General features: G+C 45.2%; 10 protein-coding genes. 5 read left to right on the top strand and 5 right to left on the bottom strand.

The genetic code is table 11. The annotated features are described in order from the left end of the window. Positions 1-70 precede the first annotated feature (70 nt). The 3 genes from ACP2WE_RS24525 (at position 71) to ACP2WE_RS24535 (ending at position 6,514) form a co-directional block, all read left to right on the top strand. Positions 71-2,077, top strand: a complete 2,007-nt coding sequence (locus ACP2WE_RS24525; RefSeq protein WP_425218145.1) for a response regulator — start codon at positions 71-73, stop codon at positions 2,075-2,077. A gap of 792 nt (positions 2,078-2,869) precedes the next feature. Then, positions 2,870-5,368: a hybrid sensor histidine kinase/response regulator gene (locus ACP2WE_RS24530; protein WP_425218146.1), complete on the top strand. Its 2,499-nt coding sequence runs from the start codon at positions 2,870-2,872 to the stop codon at positions 5,366-5,368. A 54-nt stretch (positions 5,369-5,422) separates the two neighbouring features. Next, positions 5,423-6,514 (top strand): hybrid sensor histidine kinase/response regulator, encoded by a 1,092-nt coding sequence (locus tag ACP2WE_RS24535; protein WP_425218147.1) that lies wholly within the window; start codon positions 5,423-5,425, stop codon positions 6,512-6,514. 80 nt (positions 6,515-6,594) lie between these two features. Here ACP2WE_RS24535 and ACP2WE_RS24540 read toward each other — a convergent pair whose 3' ends face one another. Together ACP2WE_RS24540 and ACP2WE_RS24545 are read right to left on the bottom strand one after the other, a co-directional pair. After that, complete coding sequence (locus ACP2WE_RS24540) at positions 6,595-7,086, bottom strand: M67 family metallopeptidase (RefSeq protein ID WP_425218148.1); 492 nt, start codon at positions 7,084-7,086, stop codon at positions 6,595-6,597. A 20-nt stretch (positions 7,087-7,106) separates the two neighbouring features. Further along, a complete protein-coding gene (locus tag ACP2WE_RS24545) occupies positions 7,107-7,916 on the bottom strand; it encodes a DUF2459 domain-containing protein (protein ID WP_425218149.1) in 810 nt (269 codons plus the stop codon). A gap of 69 nt (positions 7,917-7,985) precedes the next feature. Between ACP2WE_RS24545 and recF the strand changes: the two genes are divergently transcribed. Beyond that, positions 7,986-9,104, top strand: a complete 1,119-nt coding sequence (gene recF / locus ACP2WE_RS24550) for a DNA replication/repair protein RecF (RefSeq protein ID WP_425218150.1) — start codon at positions 7,986-7,988, stop codon at positions 9,102-9,104. A gap of 98 nt (positions 9,105-9,202) precedes the next feature. Here recF and ACP2WE_RS24555 read toward each other — a convergent pair whose 3' ends face one another. The 3 genes from ACP2WE_RS24555 to ACP2WE_RS24565 all read right to left on the bottom strand — a co-directional run bounded on the left by ACP2WE_RS24555 (position 9,203) and on the right by ACP2WE_RS24565 (position 12,327). Then, on the bottom strand, positions 9,203-10,909 hold the full coding sequence (locus ACP2WE_RS24555) for an ABC-F family ATP-binding cassette domain-containing protein (protein ID WP_425218151.1): 1,707 nt from the start codon (positions 10,907-10,909) through the stop codon (positions 9,203-9,205). Between the two features lie 238 nt (positions 10,910-11,147). Beyond that, positions 11,148-11,747 (bottom strand): Crp/Fnr family transcriptional regulator, encoded by a 600-nt coding sequence (locus ACP2WE_RS24560; protein ID WP_425218152.1) that lies wholly within the window; start codon positions 11,745-11,747, stop codon positions 11,148-11,150. A 49-nt stretch (positions 11,748-11,796) separates the two neighbouring features. Then, entirely contained in the window at positions 11,797-12,327 is a 531-nt protein-coding gene (locus tag ACP2WE_RS24565; protein ID WP_425218155.1) for a gamma-glutamylcyclotransferase, read from the bottom strand. A 770-nt stretch (positions 12,328-13,097) separates the two neighbouring features. On the opposite strand from ACP2WE_RS24565, the gene ACP2WE_RS24570 reads away from it, so the two are divergent. Next, the gene (locus ACP2WE_RS24570; protein WP_425218153.1) at positions 13,098-14,327 is read left to right on the top strand and encodes a class I SAM-dependent methyltransferase; all 1,230 of its coding nucleotides are present in this window, start codon (positions 13,098-13,100) and stop codon (positions 14,325-14,327) included. The last annotated feature ends 299 nt before the right edge of the window (positions 14,328-14,626 follow it).

Here is a 14,626-nt window from a genome sequence, read left to right on the forward strand (position 1 = left end):
TTTAGAATTTATCATTGCAGCAAGTCTCTTACCCATATTGTAGTCATATCTAGCAACCAAATCTAATCGTATGTCCCTCTCTAATGTCAGGATATTGGTCGTAGAAGACAACCCAGCCGATGCCGATTTGCTAGAAGAATTCCTGTCAGATTTTCAAAATTGGCAGAGTACTTCGGTCGATCGCTTAGAATCTGCGATCGCCTTGGTAGAGCAGCAAACCTTTGATGTCGTTCTCTTAGATCTTTCCCTACCTGATTCCCATGGCATAGAGACGGTAACGCGCCTCCACTCCGTGCAAACTTCTTTGCCGATCGTTGTCTTGACAGGGCTAGATGACGAAGAAATTGGACTCAAAGCTCTCCGCGAAGGGGCGCAAGATTACCTAGTCAAGGGCACATTTGACGATCGCTTGCTCAAACGGGTAATTAGCTACAGCATCGAGCGATCGCAACTTCAAGGCGCGATGCAACAGACCAACGAATATCTTACAACCATCAATCACGAACTCGTCCAAGCTACGCGTCTCAAGGATGAGTTTCTCGCCAACATGAGTCACGAACTCAGAACGCCCCTCAATGCGATTTTGGGCATGTCTGAGGGCTTACAAGAAGAAGTGTTTGGGGAAATAAACGAACGGCAACAGAAAGCGATCGCCTTGATCGAGCGTAGCGGTCGGCATTTGCTGGAATTGATTAATGACATTCTCGATGTTTCTAAGATCGAAGCAGGTAAATTAGAACTCGATATCAGTGCTGTTTCAGTCCATCAACTATGTGAAGCGAGTCTTGCTTTTGTGAGGCAGCAAGCAATCCAGAAATCCATTGGTCTGCATACGGACATTCAAGAGAATCTAGGCATAGTCCTATGCGACGATCGCCGTATGAAACAGGTACTCCTAAATTTGCTGAATAATGCGATTAAATTTACAGCAACAGGTGGTTCTGTAACTCTGGTCGTAAAGCAAGAAGTTTCAGAAACCAATAGCGCGAGTGGTGAGCCTACCGAGCAACTCAACCTGTCTGTGATCGATACGGGTATTGGCATTGCCGCCCAAGACATCGACAAACTTTTTAAGCCCTTTGTGCAGATTGATGCCAGTCTCAACCGCAAGTATGCGGGTACTGGGCTAGGGCTAACCCTAGTCAAGCAAATCGTTGAGTTGCATGGCGGCACGATCGCGGTTCAGAGCGAACCTGGTAAAGGTAGTTGCTTTACTGTGCGCATTCCGTTGCTCCGAAAGCTAGCAAGTGAAACGATCTCCCAACCCTTACCAGCCTATCGTCCACCTCTTTCTCCAGAGAACGATCTGGTCTTGATCGTAGAAGACTCCACGGCTGCCTCCGATCAGTTTACTCGCTACCTCCATGAGTTGGGCATGGAATCCTTCATTCATCCGCGTGGAGAGGGCACGATCGAAGAAACCTTGCGAATCCAACCCGCCTTGATTATTCTAGACATCCTTTTACCCAATCAATCTGGGTGGGAAACCTTAGCCCAACTTAAGGCACATCCCAAAACCAAAGATATCCCAGTGGTGGTGGTTTCTGTGATCGACGAACGATCGCATGGACTGGCATTAGGTGCGGCGGAATACTTGGTGAAACCAATTACACGCGAACAACTTTACACCGTTGTAGAGAAACTGCGGCATCCATCTGTGAAGCAAACCCCAGTTCTTATCGTAGTGCCCGAACCCAACGATAGTCCTCTAATTTTGATTGCAGAAGACAACCAAGCAAATATTGACACTTTCTCTAGCTATCTCGAAAGTAGCGGCTATCGTGTCATTCTCGCCAGAAATGGACTGGAGGCAGTTAACTTGGCTACCGTGCAACACCCAAATCTGATCCTGATGGATATTCAGATGCCAGTGATGGATGGGCTAGAAGCAATTCGTCAGATTCGTGCCAATTCGCAACTTACCTCAATCCCGATCGTGGCATTGACAGCACTAGCGATGTCTGGCGATCGCGAAATCTGCTTAGCGGCAGGTGCCAACGATTATCTAAGCAAACCCATCAAGTTGAAACATTTGCTAGGTGTAATCCAACAATCTCTTAAAGTATATAGTTCCTAAAATATATAGCAATCCTAAATGAGTCGTAATTAATTTGTAGCACAGGCAGCCTGCAATGGCTTTCAGCCTTTACTGCGTTCGCAAACAATTAAGAATCGCTCTAGTTGCGATTGGTTTTAGTTCGTACTCATACCAATTTCAACTAAGAATGAGAATTTCTGCTTGTATCTAAAAAAACCTCAGTTCGAGATAAGAAAAGCTGAACCCTTTATCTGAACTATTGATGCCGTAAATGCCAAATTCTCCCCCAAAAATCCCATTTATCCAGCAAATCAGGGCAGGCACGGGGGCGCTGCCCCTACGAATTGTGGTAGGGGCGATGCCCCAGTGCTCGCCCAGAACGCTTGTACGCCCTATGTTTCGTTCTCAATACCTTATCCCGAATTCACGTTAAAAAAAGAAAACTTGTTTATAATCGTGAGATAATAATATAATCAAAACGATAAATTACTTAGTATTGTTATGTTACTGATTTTGCTCAGAACGCTTTCACGCGTCTTCTCATGAGATAAAGGGCTAGGGCAAATCCCTTCTGTAAGCTCTGTTAGGATCTGGGAGGGGAGAGCACAGCTCAGTTTAAATTGCAAGGTGGGATGGGGTTACAGGGTTGTCTGCTGAATATCAACGATCGGGTCAATTGCGATTTTAAAGGATGAAATTTGATGATTCCCATAAAAACGCACTACTTCTCATTAGTAATCTCAATAATTGCTTCGCAGGGAAAAGAATTCTTAAAATGATTAAGGACGTGGTTATACATACTCAGTTTTGTCAGTCTTTAGAGGCAACAGTATGACTTCTCCTTCTGAAAGCGAGTTGCAAGATCTGATTCAGTATCGCTTGGCTGATAAGCTGGCGGAATCAGAGAAGCGCTATCGTGAAATGGTAGAAAATCTCTATGAAGTTGTGTTTGAAACGGATGCTAAAGGGAAACTCATCTTCCTTAATTCAGCTTGGACAGAAAATCTAGGCTATGCTACGCCTAGCTCTCTCGGTCTGCCATTGATCCAATTTTTACACCCCGACGATCGCAATCTTGCTGCGATCTCCGATAATGTTGCGTCTAAAACAGAGGTCAAGGGACAGGAAGTCCGTTTTTGCGATGCCAACAACCAAATCGTTTGGTTTGAAATGTCTGTACGTCTAAAAAGCGATCGCGGACTATCAGGATCCTTGGTCAATATTAGCGATCGCAAACAAGCTGAAGCCGATCTGCACCTCCTCAACCAAGAACTAGAGTACAGGGTTGCGGAGCGGACTGCCGAACTTTTAGAAAGCCAAAAACGCTATCAGGCACTGATGGCTGGAGCCAGTGACGCTATTGTGCTGACCGATATGCAGGGAAACCTGCTCGAAGTCAATCAAAAAGCCGAAGAAATGCTGGGTTACTCCCACCATGAGTTGACTCAAATGCACATGAGTCAAATTTATCCACCAGAGGCACTAGAATCCGCCCGCGCCCATTTTTGGGAAGTGAGACAAGATCGCCTTGGATCGATTTTGAGCAGTACTGCTTTGCGTAAAGATGGTAGACGCATTTCACTTGAAATCACGAGTAGCCTGATCGAAGTGGGTGGAGAGCAAATCGCACAGGGGATTTTGCGTGACGTGACTGAATATAAACGTGCCGCCATCGAAAATCAAGTCTTACGAGAACGCTTGCAATTTGTGCTCTCGTCAAGTCCGGCAGTTATTTATGCCTGCACTGCCTATGGCGATTATGGTACGACTTTCATTAGTGACAATGTTTTGGAGTCTACGGGCTATACGCCTGAAGAGTTTTTGCTGGATGCCAGCTTTTGGGCTCACCACATCCACCCAGAGGATCTACCCAAAATTTTTGCGGACTTGGCAAACCTGATCGAGCAGGGACATTTTATTCACGAATACCGTTTTTTGCATAGGGATGGCAACTTTCGATGGATGCGGGATGAAATGCGCTTGGTGCGCGATCGCGAGGGCACACCTATTGAGATTGTTGGGTATTTTGCCGATATCAGCGATCGCAAACTGGCAGAACTCGAACTTCAAGAAGCAAACGAAAAACTATCGATCGCCAACCAGCAACTATCTCAAGCCACCCGTCTCAAGGATGAATTTCTCGCAAATATGAGTCACGAACTTCGCACCCCTCTCAATGCAATTTTGGGAATGAGCGAATGTTTGCAAGATGAAGTCTTTGGAACGATTAACGCTCGCCAGAAACAAGCTGTCTTAACCGTCACGCGTAGTGGCAGTCATCTGTTGGAATTGATCAACGATATTCTAGATGTTTCCAAAATCGAATCGGGTAAATTTGAGCTTGAAGTTACTTCGGTTTCGATTAAGTATCTCTGCGAATCCTGTCTAACCTTTGTGAAGCAACAGGCAATTAAGAAAAGCATTCAAGTCCGTACAGATCTCCAACCAGATTTAGGAGAAATCGTCGTTGACGAACGACGAATGCGCCAAGTACTGATCAACTTGCTTAGTAACGCCGTCAAATTTACACCGAACAACGGCATCATAACCCTTAAAGTCCAAATGGAGGCGATCAGAAATCGAGAAGAACAACTTGACACCGCAATCGTTTTCTCCGTCAACGATACGGGTATTGGCATCGCACCTGAAAACATCGGCAAACTATTCCAACCCTTTGTACAGATTGACAGTAGTATCAGTCGATTATATGAGGGTACGGGTTTGGGGCTAACTGTCGTCAAACAAATTACTGAACTCCATGGTGGTTCCGTCTCTGTAGTTAGCGAGCTTGGTAAGGGAAGTTGCTTCACAGTGCGATTACCCAATACCCGCCAATTGGAGAATTTGCTCAGACCGTCAAATACTTCTACATCTACACCAACTACATCAACTTCCACCTATAGCGATCGGCAACAGTCCGAGCGCGATCGCGCCTTTGTTGTGGAAGTTCCTACAAAAGGTGAGCCTCCCCTCATCTTGATTGTTGAAGATAATCTAGCTAATATCCATACTTTCAGTAATTATCTAGAAAGTCGAGGATACCGACTACTTGTTGCTAAAGACGGGTTAGAGGCGATCGCCCTTGCTAAAGCCCAAAAACCCGATCTAATTTTGATGGATATTCAGATGCCAACCATGGATGGGTTAGAAGCCACACGCCAAATCCGTGCCGATCGCCAAACCTCTCACATACCGATTGTGGCAATTACAGGGTTAGCCATGCCAGGCGATCGCGAGCAATGTCTAGAAGCAGGTGCTAATGACTATCTAACCAAGCCAGTGAAGCTAAAACAGTTAGTGACAAGCATTCAGCAACTATTAGAAAATTAGCAAGCTAGAACTTATGTAAAATGGGTTCATCATTACCTTTTGGTTTAGCCATTTATGAAAACGCCGCCTTCGATTCTAATTGTGGACGATGAACCAAATAACTTTGATGTAATTGAAACCCTCTTAGATGAAGAAAGTTTTGACTTACACTATGCTTCTAGCGGACAGAAGGCGCTCGATCGCTTAGAAACATTTCAGCCTGATGTAATCTTACTAGATGTGATGATGCCAGAACTAAATGGAATAGAAGTCTGTCAAACGATCAAATCCATGCCAAAATGGAAGCCAGTTCCCATCATCATGGTCACGGCGCTCACCGCAAAAGAAGACCTAGCAAGATGCTTGGCAGCAGGAGCCAACGACTTTATGAGCAAGCCTGTGAACAGTATCGAGTTACGCGCTAGAGTGCGATCGATGTTGCAGATCAAGCAACAGTACGACAGCTTACAAGAACTGCTGAAAATGCGCGAAGATATGGTGCATATGATGGTACACGATTTGCGCAATCCGCTCACAAATATTATGCTTTCCGCAGAATTGCTAAATTCTCCCTCACTTCCACCCGAACGCAAACAAAAAAAGGTTGATGGTATTATCCATTCCGCTCAGCGATTGCAATCTTTAATCGAAAGTCTGTTATTGATGGCAAAGATCGAGTCAGGTAAGATCGCGCTCAATTACACAGACATCGATCTCGATGCCCTTTGTCGTGAAGTAATTCAAGATTTTGAACCGATCGCAACGCAAAGAAATCTTGAAATCGTTGCTCATCTCCCCTCACAGGGAAAGAGGGTACATGTAGATGCACTTATATTTCGTCGTCTCTTAGAGAATTTATTATCCAATGCGATTAAGTTCTCTCCTGCTAAAAGTAAGATTGTTCTTAGCGCTGAATATCCCGAATCTGGCGATCTCAAAATTCAAGTGAGCGATTTTGGTAGCGGCATTAATGAAGAATTAAAGCCACTGATTTTTGAGAAGTATGAGATTGGTACGTTGATTAAAGATACGACTCAAATTGGTTTGGGTTTGACCTTCTGCAAACTTGCGATCGAGGCCCATGGTGGGAGTATTGCTGTAGAGAATAACCAACCCCAAGGCTCGATTTTTACCTTAACCATTCCCAGTCAACCGAATTTAGCATGAAGTATTCTGAGGTTAATTAACAGGTTTCGACTTTACTCAACTTTTGCTCCCTTCTATAAGGTGAATTCGGGATATAGGATTCATCTGATTCCCTCCATTTGAAAGTCTCCTTTTTCATCTAAAACCCAACTTTGAATTTCACTTACCTGCCCTACCCTCACTGATGCGTTCGCATAGGAATACCGCTGCCATGCCACAACTCGGTCGAACTCTGAAGGGATAGCTGGGGCATTGGGATGGGAATGATAAATTCCGATGATGGTGAAACCGCGATCGCGTGTTTCCTTTTGCACCTGCAACATTTCCTGCGGATCGATGCTAAAACGGTCTAGTTTACTTGAGGAGGCTTGAGAGGCTTTGGCATCCAAAGCTGTGGGTAAAACTGCTTGAAGATCGCGAGCGACTTCTTCATTCCAAGCATTCCGCATGGGACGCACTTCCATACCCACTTTGATCGAGGAATCTTGAGCATCGATCGTACCCAGCAACAAGCCGCAACATTCCTCAGGATATGTATTCTCAGCGTGATTTTGAACTATGAGACGATGTTCGACAGAGAGGAATAGAGTCATAATAGAAATCAGAAGCGCATCTATTTCTTTTGCGAGGACTTTGAAGCGGGGAAAATGCGGAAAGCATAGGGCTTAATTTGATCGGCTAAGTGCTCGGATAATAACGTTCGTCGATCGCAGGTGGGCAAACCCGCATGATGCAAAGCTGCCGCTGCCCAAGTATTGCAGTTAAATGCAAAAAAGTATTTGGGAACGGACTCGTAGAAATTACTGATACCATATTGTCCGCGATCGGAAATGGGCGGTAAGCGATCGCCTTTCGTATCAGTCTGAAAACTTCTTTGGATATAGGCAACTAACTTCTCAAAACCCGCCTCGGATAGTTCCAACTGAAACACGGGGAATTGAAAAAATACCTCTGGAGATTCTGCAAAGCTGGCAACATGAAGCGTACTGGGTGAAGGAATTACCATGGCACGAATCATGGATAAAATCGAAGTGTCGTTGCTGTAATAAAACTGGCGATCGCCCCAGCCAACTTCCACATAGGGCGAATCCTTCCATTTCTCTGCTCCCATCAGGACTTTGCCCTGTTTGATATTCTCAGTTTGCGACCAAGCAATGCCCGTGTGAAAATCATGCTTCACCAGGTAGATTGTATGGGTGTGGCTTTGGGGTGGCGGTGGAAATAGTCCGATTTCTGGGCTAGGGCAATGGGAAAAATAGGCGATCGCTAAAGCCAGTCCCAATCCCAAAAAAAATAAAATCCCCCGCACGATCGTCTGCTTGCGAGATCTGGGGATCGGTTGATTTGGATCTGGCTGATTCGGATCTGGCTGATTTAGATCGGGGCGATCGCTGGGCAAGCGATCTGGTGAGTCGTCTGGCATGGATATCAATGTATCCTTAAAAAGCTAAGTCTAAGTATCCCAGAAAAACTGACAGGATCGCGATTTGAAGTGTATCTGAAGAGCCTACACCTAAAGCATTTCCGCAATTACAGCGATCAACTCGTTGGGTTTGCGGCTCCCAAGACGATTATCGTGGGCAATAACGCCCAAGGTAAATCAAATTTATTGGAAGCCGTTTTTTTGCTGGCAACCCTACGATCGCATCGAGTTAGCCGCGATCGCGACTTGGTTCAAGATGGCGCTAGTCTTGGGGAAATTCAGGCAATTTGCGATCGGGCGCTCTCACCCGTTGAGTTAGTCATCCGACTGCGTAGCGAAAGCCGCCGCACCCTCTCGATGAATGGGCTGTCTGTGCCGCGCCATCTCGATTTTTTGGGACAAGTAAATGCGGTGATGTTCTCCAGCCTCGATCTCGATTTGGTACGCGGCAGTCCTGAGTGTCGGCGCACTTGGCTAGATACGGTATTGGTGCAACTTGAGCCGATCTATACGAGTTTGCTCCAGCAATACAATCAAGTTTTACGTCAGCGCAATGCTTTGCTCAAGTCGATCCGTCAGGGTGGAGTGACCTTCGATCCTCAGCAATTATCGCTCTGGGATGCCCAACTTGCCACCACGGGCACAAGGCTGACCCGCAGGCGATCTCGTCTGGTACAACGCCTCACCCCGATCGCGCAGAAATGGCATCAAGCCATCAGTGGAGGCAGCGAACAGTTACAAATTACCTATGCCCCAAAATTTGAGTTTACCGATAGCGATACGGTCGAGCAGGTACAGCAAGCTTTCTTAGCGCAGATTCAGCAGAAGGCGATCGTCGAACAACGACAGGGTACGAGTTTGGTGGGGCCACATCGCGATGAGGTCAATCTGACCATTAATCAAACACCTGCCCGCGAGTATGGTTCCCAAGGACAACAGCGAACGTTGGTGCTAGCGTTGAAATTAGCCGAGTTGGAATTGATCGAAGCGATTATCGGCGAACCACCTCTGTTATTACTGGATGATGTCTTGGCGGAGTTAGATTTGTTGAGGCAAAATCAGTTGTTAAATGCGATCGAAGATCGGGTACAAACGATTATCACCACAACCCATCTAGGTTCCTTTGATGCCAAGTGGCTAGATTCCGCTCAGATTTTTGAGGTAGAAGCAGGAAGAATTCTTGTGTGAGATTAAGAGACCTCTCCCTCTCAGACTCCTTCTCTTTATAGGCGAGGGAGGAGCAAGAAAAATGGGAAATGGCATTAGAAATAAAAATGACCGTGACGTTATTTGGCTTTTGTTTTTTGTTTTTCCTTTTCTTTGGCTCGCTTTGCCGCATCTTTTGCAGCTTTTGCTGCCATTGCCGCAGCATGGGCAGCTTCCCGACGTTCCTCGTCGATTTTTTCTAAATAATAATTATAGTCACCCGCATAGACGCGCAACTCGCCATCTCGAACCTCCACAATCTTATTGGCAACCCGTGAGATGAAATAGCGATCGTGGGAAACAATGGCGACCGTGCCTTCGTAGTTCTTGAGCGCTTCCTCTAGCATCTCTTTAGCAGGAATATCCAAATGGTTGGTCGGCTCATCTAAAATTAGGAAGTTGACGGGCTTGAGCAACATCTTGGCTAAAGCCAGTCGAGCTTTTTCTCCTCCACTGATATCTGCTACTTTTTTGAATACGGTATCGCCCGTAAAGAGGAACTGTCCGAGAATCGTGCGAACTTCTTCATTCGTCAGTTTTGGGAAGTCATCATGAATCGTGTCGAAAACAGATTTATGTAAATCTAATGCCTCTGCTTGGTTTTGCTCAAAATAGCCTGGGAGAACATTATGACCGAGGGTAATCTCGCCATCATTTGCTTCCTCAAGTCCCACAATCATCTTTAATAAGGTAGACTTCCCCGCACCGTTGGGACCAACAAAAGCGACGCGATCGCCGCGCTCGATAATCAAATCTGTCCCTAAAAACAAAATTTTATCGCCATAGGCATGGGTAAGATCTTTGACTTCTACCGTGACACGTCCGCTACGGGAGGCAGGGGGAAAGCGAAATCTCAGGGTGCGAACTTGGCTGTCAGGGGCTTCAATGCGTTCGATTTTGTCAAGCTGTTTCTCACGACTCTTGGCTTGCGTACTGCGGGTGGCACTAGCTCGGAAGCGATCGACAAAGGTCTGCTGTTTCTCTAAATATTTCTGCTGGCGCTCAAACGCACTCATTTGGGCATCGCGCAGTTCTTCTTTTTGCAACAAATAATTGGAATAATTTCCTAAATAGGTGGTAGAAACACCGCGTTCTGTTTCAACAATCTGCGTACAGAGACGATCTAGAAACTCACGGTCATGGGAGACAATCACCATCGGTGTTTTAAGCGATTTGAGATATTGCTCCAGCCACTCAATCGTTTCCAAATCTAAATGGTTCGTGGGTTCATCTAAAAGCAATAGGTCGGGAGATTGCAAAAGAATTTTGCCTAAACTCATCCGCATCTGCCAACCACCACTGAACTGATCGACCGTGCGATCGCCGTCAGCCAGTTCAAACCCCAATTCGGGTAGGATTTTATCAATTCGACTTTCTAGCTCGTAGCCATTCATCGCTTCAAATTTACGTTGCAGTCGATCCATCTGTTTGAGCAGTTGGTCGAAATCATCTCCTTCCTTCAGGTTTTCAATTTTTCGATGAACAACAGCTAAATCTTGCTGAATTTGATTGGCTTCATGAAACACTGCCCAAAATTCTGCTTTGACAGTACGGCTGGGATCGACTTCAAACTCTTGGGTAAGATAAGCAATCTTTAAACTAGCGGGACGAATAATTTGCCCAGAGGTGGGTTCGATTTCCCCCGCAATAATCTTTAACTGCGTCGATTTACCTGCCCCATTCACACCCACTAAACCCGTGCGATCGCCGGGTTTTACTTCCCAGCTGACATCCTTAAGTACTTCGCCTGTAGGATAAATTTTTTGGATATGTTCGAGGCGCAGCATAGAGTTAGAGAAGGTGGGATAAAATTTAGCAACAAAACTTTACTTTAGATTACCATTATTTGAGACATAGCAAAGTAATTGCTTCGCTGCGTCTTGCTGCTCTAATCCACTACCTACCTCGCCATCGATTTGCAGGCAGGGGTTTGCGACTGAGTCTCATACCCAATTCAATTGAAGTTTCAACAGATTGGGATTTGACTTCTGTGCCACCTACAGTTTTTTGAAAATGCGATCGCGTTCAAATTTCATAATGCCAGAAGTCTTGGCGATCGGGAGAGAGAATCATAAATCGCTCGTGGATTAGAAGCACACCTTGCTTTTTGAGATTGCTGAGCGTCCGCGTAATCGTCACTCGAGTTGCCCCGATAATTTCGGCGATTTCTTGATGGGTGAGGCGCATCTCAATTCGTTGTCCCTCATCAACGGCGCGTCCAAATCGCTTAGCTAACCAGTTTAAAAGTTGCAACAGTGCTAATTCAATTTGTTTGCAATGTACAATTTTTAAGAACTCCTCACTGCGCTGGATATGCAAAACCATGGCTTCTGTAGCTTCATGCCATTGTTCGCGGGGCAGTTTTTTGACTTTGACATCGGTGAGGCATTCAATATCGTAAGGATTCATCGTTGATAAAGCGCTACCGACGATATCTCCCTCTCCCCATAGCCCTAACGTTACAACGGTTCCATCTTCGAACCAAGTTAAGGTGCGTACAATGCCAGATTCGATTTGCCATAGAAAATCTGGACTATAGGGCAACATCGAATGTCGCGAGAACAAATAGGTAGTTACATCATTTAAAGGGTGTACGGGAATAGGAAACGATAAAACCGTAGTCATAATGCTTTAGATGGGTATGAAGGATAATTGAAGAGCGAAAAATGGAAGATTAGGCAATCTGAAGCTGTGTCGAAGATTGACGGCTTTGTAATTGGTACATATGCTCAAATAGTTGCCAACGATAGCCTTGAGATAGCCCACAGACTACAGCCCCTTGTAGAACAACATTGAAATACCAGTCATTTGGCGCGAGTTCCTCTGTCAGTTTTTGAATGACAGTATAGGTGCGAACATTGAGATACCAACGATCTTGACATTGAAGATTGACCATTTCATGACGATAGTTGGCTTGGGCTACCCCTTCACGTTTGTCGAGCAGATCGCTTAGTCGCCAGGGAAGTTGGTATAGAACGCCTTCCACAGAAGAATTTGCATCTTTGACGATATCTAAGCAGCCACAGTTACGATCTCGGGAGTAATTATAAAATCCCAATCGATAACCATTTAACCTAGCCACACCAACAACATAGGGATGGGTATTTTCACCAAGCGATCGCTTGAGATCCACAGGACACATACAAGAACCATAGGCAAAGTAGTAAAACATCGGTTCTGTGCTTTCTGGCTGATTGGGAGTCATGGGCAAACCAGATTGCTTGCCTAAATCGCGTTGCAAGTCTAAATACCGAAGATCGCTACCTGTGCCACTAAGTTTCATGGGATCGCAATGGATATGTTTGATGAAATACTTTTTACATATTTGCAGAAAATCATACCAAAATCCACACTAATTACAGTGGCTTGCCGTAGATTTGTTTGATATATAGATCCAAACCCATAATAGGAAGGTCATTCACCTTAAAAATTAAATTAAAATTCTGCCTATAGCAATCCTAATAGCGCCCCTAAACGGGTTGTAATGTAATTTGTAGGGCAGGCAAGATGCCTGCATGGGGCGAAAAGCCCATACTCCGTTCATACGCAATTCGCGATCGCTATAATGCCAATTTCGTTTTCAACAGCTCGATATTTGAGTTACGTTCAAAGCCGCAGTTTTTTGAAAATGGCGTAATACCATTTTCAAAAAGTGATGCAACGCATCTTTTTGAAAAGACCGCGCTCCGCGCGGAACACAAAACCCCATCTGTCGCAATTTCAAGAGAAATTGGTATAAGTTATGGGCAAAGGGGCAATGACTAATTTTCTTTGCTAGATTCAGCACCAAGCGTGCAGCCAGAGTTAACACAGGCTAAGCTATTTACAGGAGGTCGGGTGAGATTGCTCTGCTTGGGGACTTAAATGATTTCAAACAATCCCTATGAGACCTCTTTTTTGCAGCTGGTCTGAGATCGTCTCCCATTTCTACCCGCTTATCTAAAAACTCAAGAACTAGAACTACTCGCTCCGCATATGCCAGATATTCTTTCAGATCGTCAGCCTCTAGACACGCAAGCAGTTACAAATGCAGTTGCTCAACTTTATGATACCTATCCCTTTCCACCCGATCCAATTTTAGATGAGGCTCCCCCCGGATATAACTGGCGTTGGAGTTGGGAAGCCGCCTATGGATTTTGTACGGGTGGCATGGCTCCACAAACAAACTCGCCACGTATTTTAGATGCAGGCTGTGGTAGTGGTGTCAGCACAGAATATTTAGCACATCTCAACCCCCATGCAGATATTGTGGCGATCGACATTAGTGCGGGGACATTAGCGGTAGCGCAAGAGCGCGTTAAACGTACTTGTAAAGATTCTGCAAGTCAGCGCAAGATTGAGTTTCAACAACTTAGTTTATTTGACCTCGATCTCGTTGAAGGTAGTTTTGACATGATCAACTGTGTGGGGGTGTTGCACCATACCGCCGATCCGATCGGCGGTATCCAAGCGATCGCTAAGAAACTTGCCCCAGGTGGCATTTTCCATATTTTTGTCTATGCCGCGATCGGGCGTTGGGAAATTAGCCTGATGCAACAGGCGATCGCTTTACTCCAAAGCGACTCAACAACATCCGATATCAAACAGGGTGTAAAGTTAGGTCGCGAACTATTTGCAACGCTACCTGAAACCAACCGACTCGTACAGCGCGAAAAGACCCGCTGGCAGCTAGAAAATCATCGGGATGAATGCTTTGCCGATATGTACGTGCATCCCCATGAGATTGACTATACCGTTGATAGCCTGTTTGAGTTGATTGATGCCTCTGGTTTAGAGTTTGTGGGCTTTTCTAATCCTAAAGTCTGGTCGTTAGAGAAGTTATTAGGCAATAACCTCGAACTTCTTGCTAAGGCAAAAGCCTTACCTTTGCGCCAGCAATACCGCTTAATCGAACTTCTCGATACCGACATTACCCATTACGAATTCTTTCTCACGCGTCCACCGCTACCCCAGATCGATTTGTCGATCGATCGCAATCTATTAAAGACCATTCCCAAGCGACATCCTTGCATTGATGGCTGGGAAGGTCGCGTTCTGTTTGATGGTGATTATGGTGTCGTGAATCTATCTGAGCCAGAGTTTCTGTTGATGAAAGCTTGCGATCGCCAAGTTGATATTGCCAGTATTCTTGCGGAAGTCCCCGATCTAAGTTTGGATATCGTGCGATCGCTAATCGACCGTAAGCTAGTTCTACTAACGGTTTGATAAAATTCCCTCTTCCCTAAGGTATATGACTATAGTCATGCTCACATGTGACTTTTGTGACTAGTTACCTTGATTCTTTTTCGTTAATCTACTTACAACTACATTTCAACACCTTATAACTGGCGGGGTTAAACCCGCTATTTTTTTTGCGAATTTATATTCTTGGCACAAATAGGGATTACTGGACTTTGGACTAGAAAAAGAAAAAAAGGCAGCAGGTGCTTGGCACAAACTGCCAAAAGAGCAATGATCAATTAACCAAAATTGACATTGACAATAATGATTTTCCAGAAACTCCA

This window comes from Tumidithrix helvetica PCC 7403 (assembly GCF_965232925.1).
Classification (GTDB): Bacteria; Cyanobacteriota; Cyanobacteriia; order Pseudanabaenales; family Pseudanabaenaceae; genus Tumidithrix; species Tumidithrix helvetica.

Bases quoted from the DNA above. Each gene is read 5' to 3' on its own strand.
- ACP2WE_RS24525 (WP_425218145.1), top strand. From the start codon at position 71: ATGTCCCTCTCTAATGTCAGGATATTGGTCGTAGAAGACAACCCAGCC.
- ACP2WE_RS24530 (WP_425218146.1), top strand. From the start codon at position 2,870: ATGACTTCTCCTTCTGAAAGCGAGTTGCAAGATCTGATTCAGTATCGC.
- ACP2WE_RS24535 (WP_425218147.1), top strand. From the start codon at position 5,423: ATGAAAACGCCGCCTTCGATTCTAATTGTGGACGATGAACCAAATAAC.
- ACP2WE_RS24540 (WP_425218148.1), bottom strand. From the start codon at position 7,086: ATGACTCTATTCCTCTCTGTCGAACATCGTCTCATAGTTCAAAATCAC.
- ACP2WE_RS24545 (WP_425218149.1), bottom strand. From the start codon at position 7,916: ATGCCAGACGACTCACCAGATCGCTTGCCCAGCGATCGCCCCGATCTA.
- ACP2WE_RS24555 (WP_425218151.1), bottom strand. From the start codon at position 10,909: ATGCTGCGCCTCGAACATATCCAAAAAATTTATCCTACAGGCGAAGTA.
- ACP2WE_RS24560 (WP_425218152.1), bottom strand. From the start codon at position 11,747: ATGACTACGGTTTTATCGTTTCCTATTCCCGTACACCCTTTAAATGAT.
- ACP2WE_RS24565 (WP_425218155.1), bottom strand. From the start codon at position 12,327: ATGACTCCCAATCAGCCAGAAAGCACAGAACCGATGTTTTACTACTTT.
- ACP2WE_RS24570 (WP_425218153.1), top strand. From the start codon at position 13,098: ATGCCAGATATTCTTTCAGATCGTCAGCCTCTAGACACGCAAGCAGTT.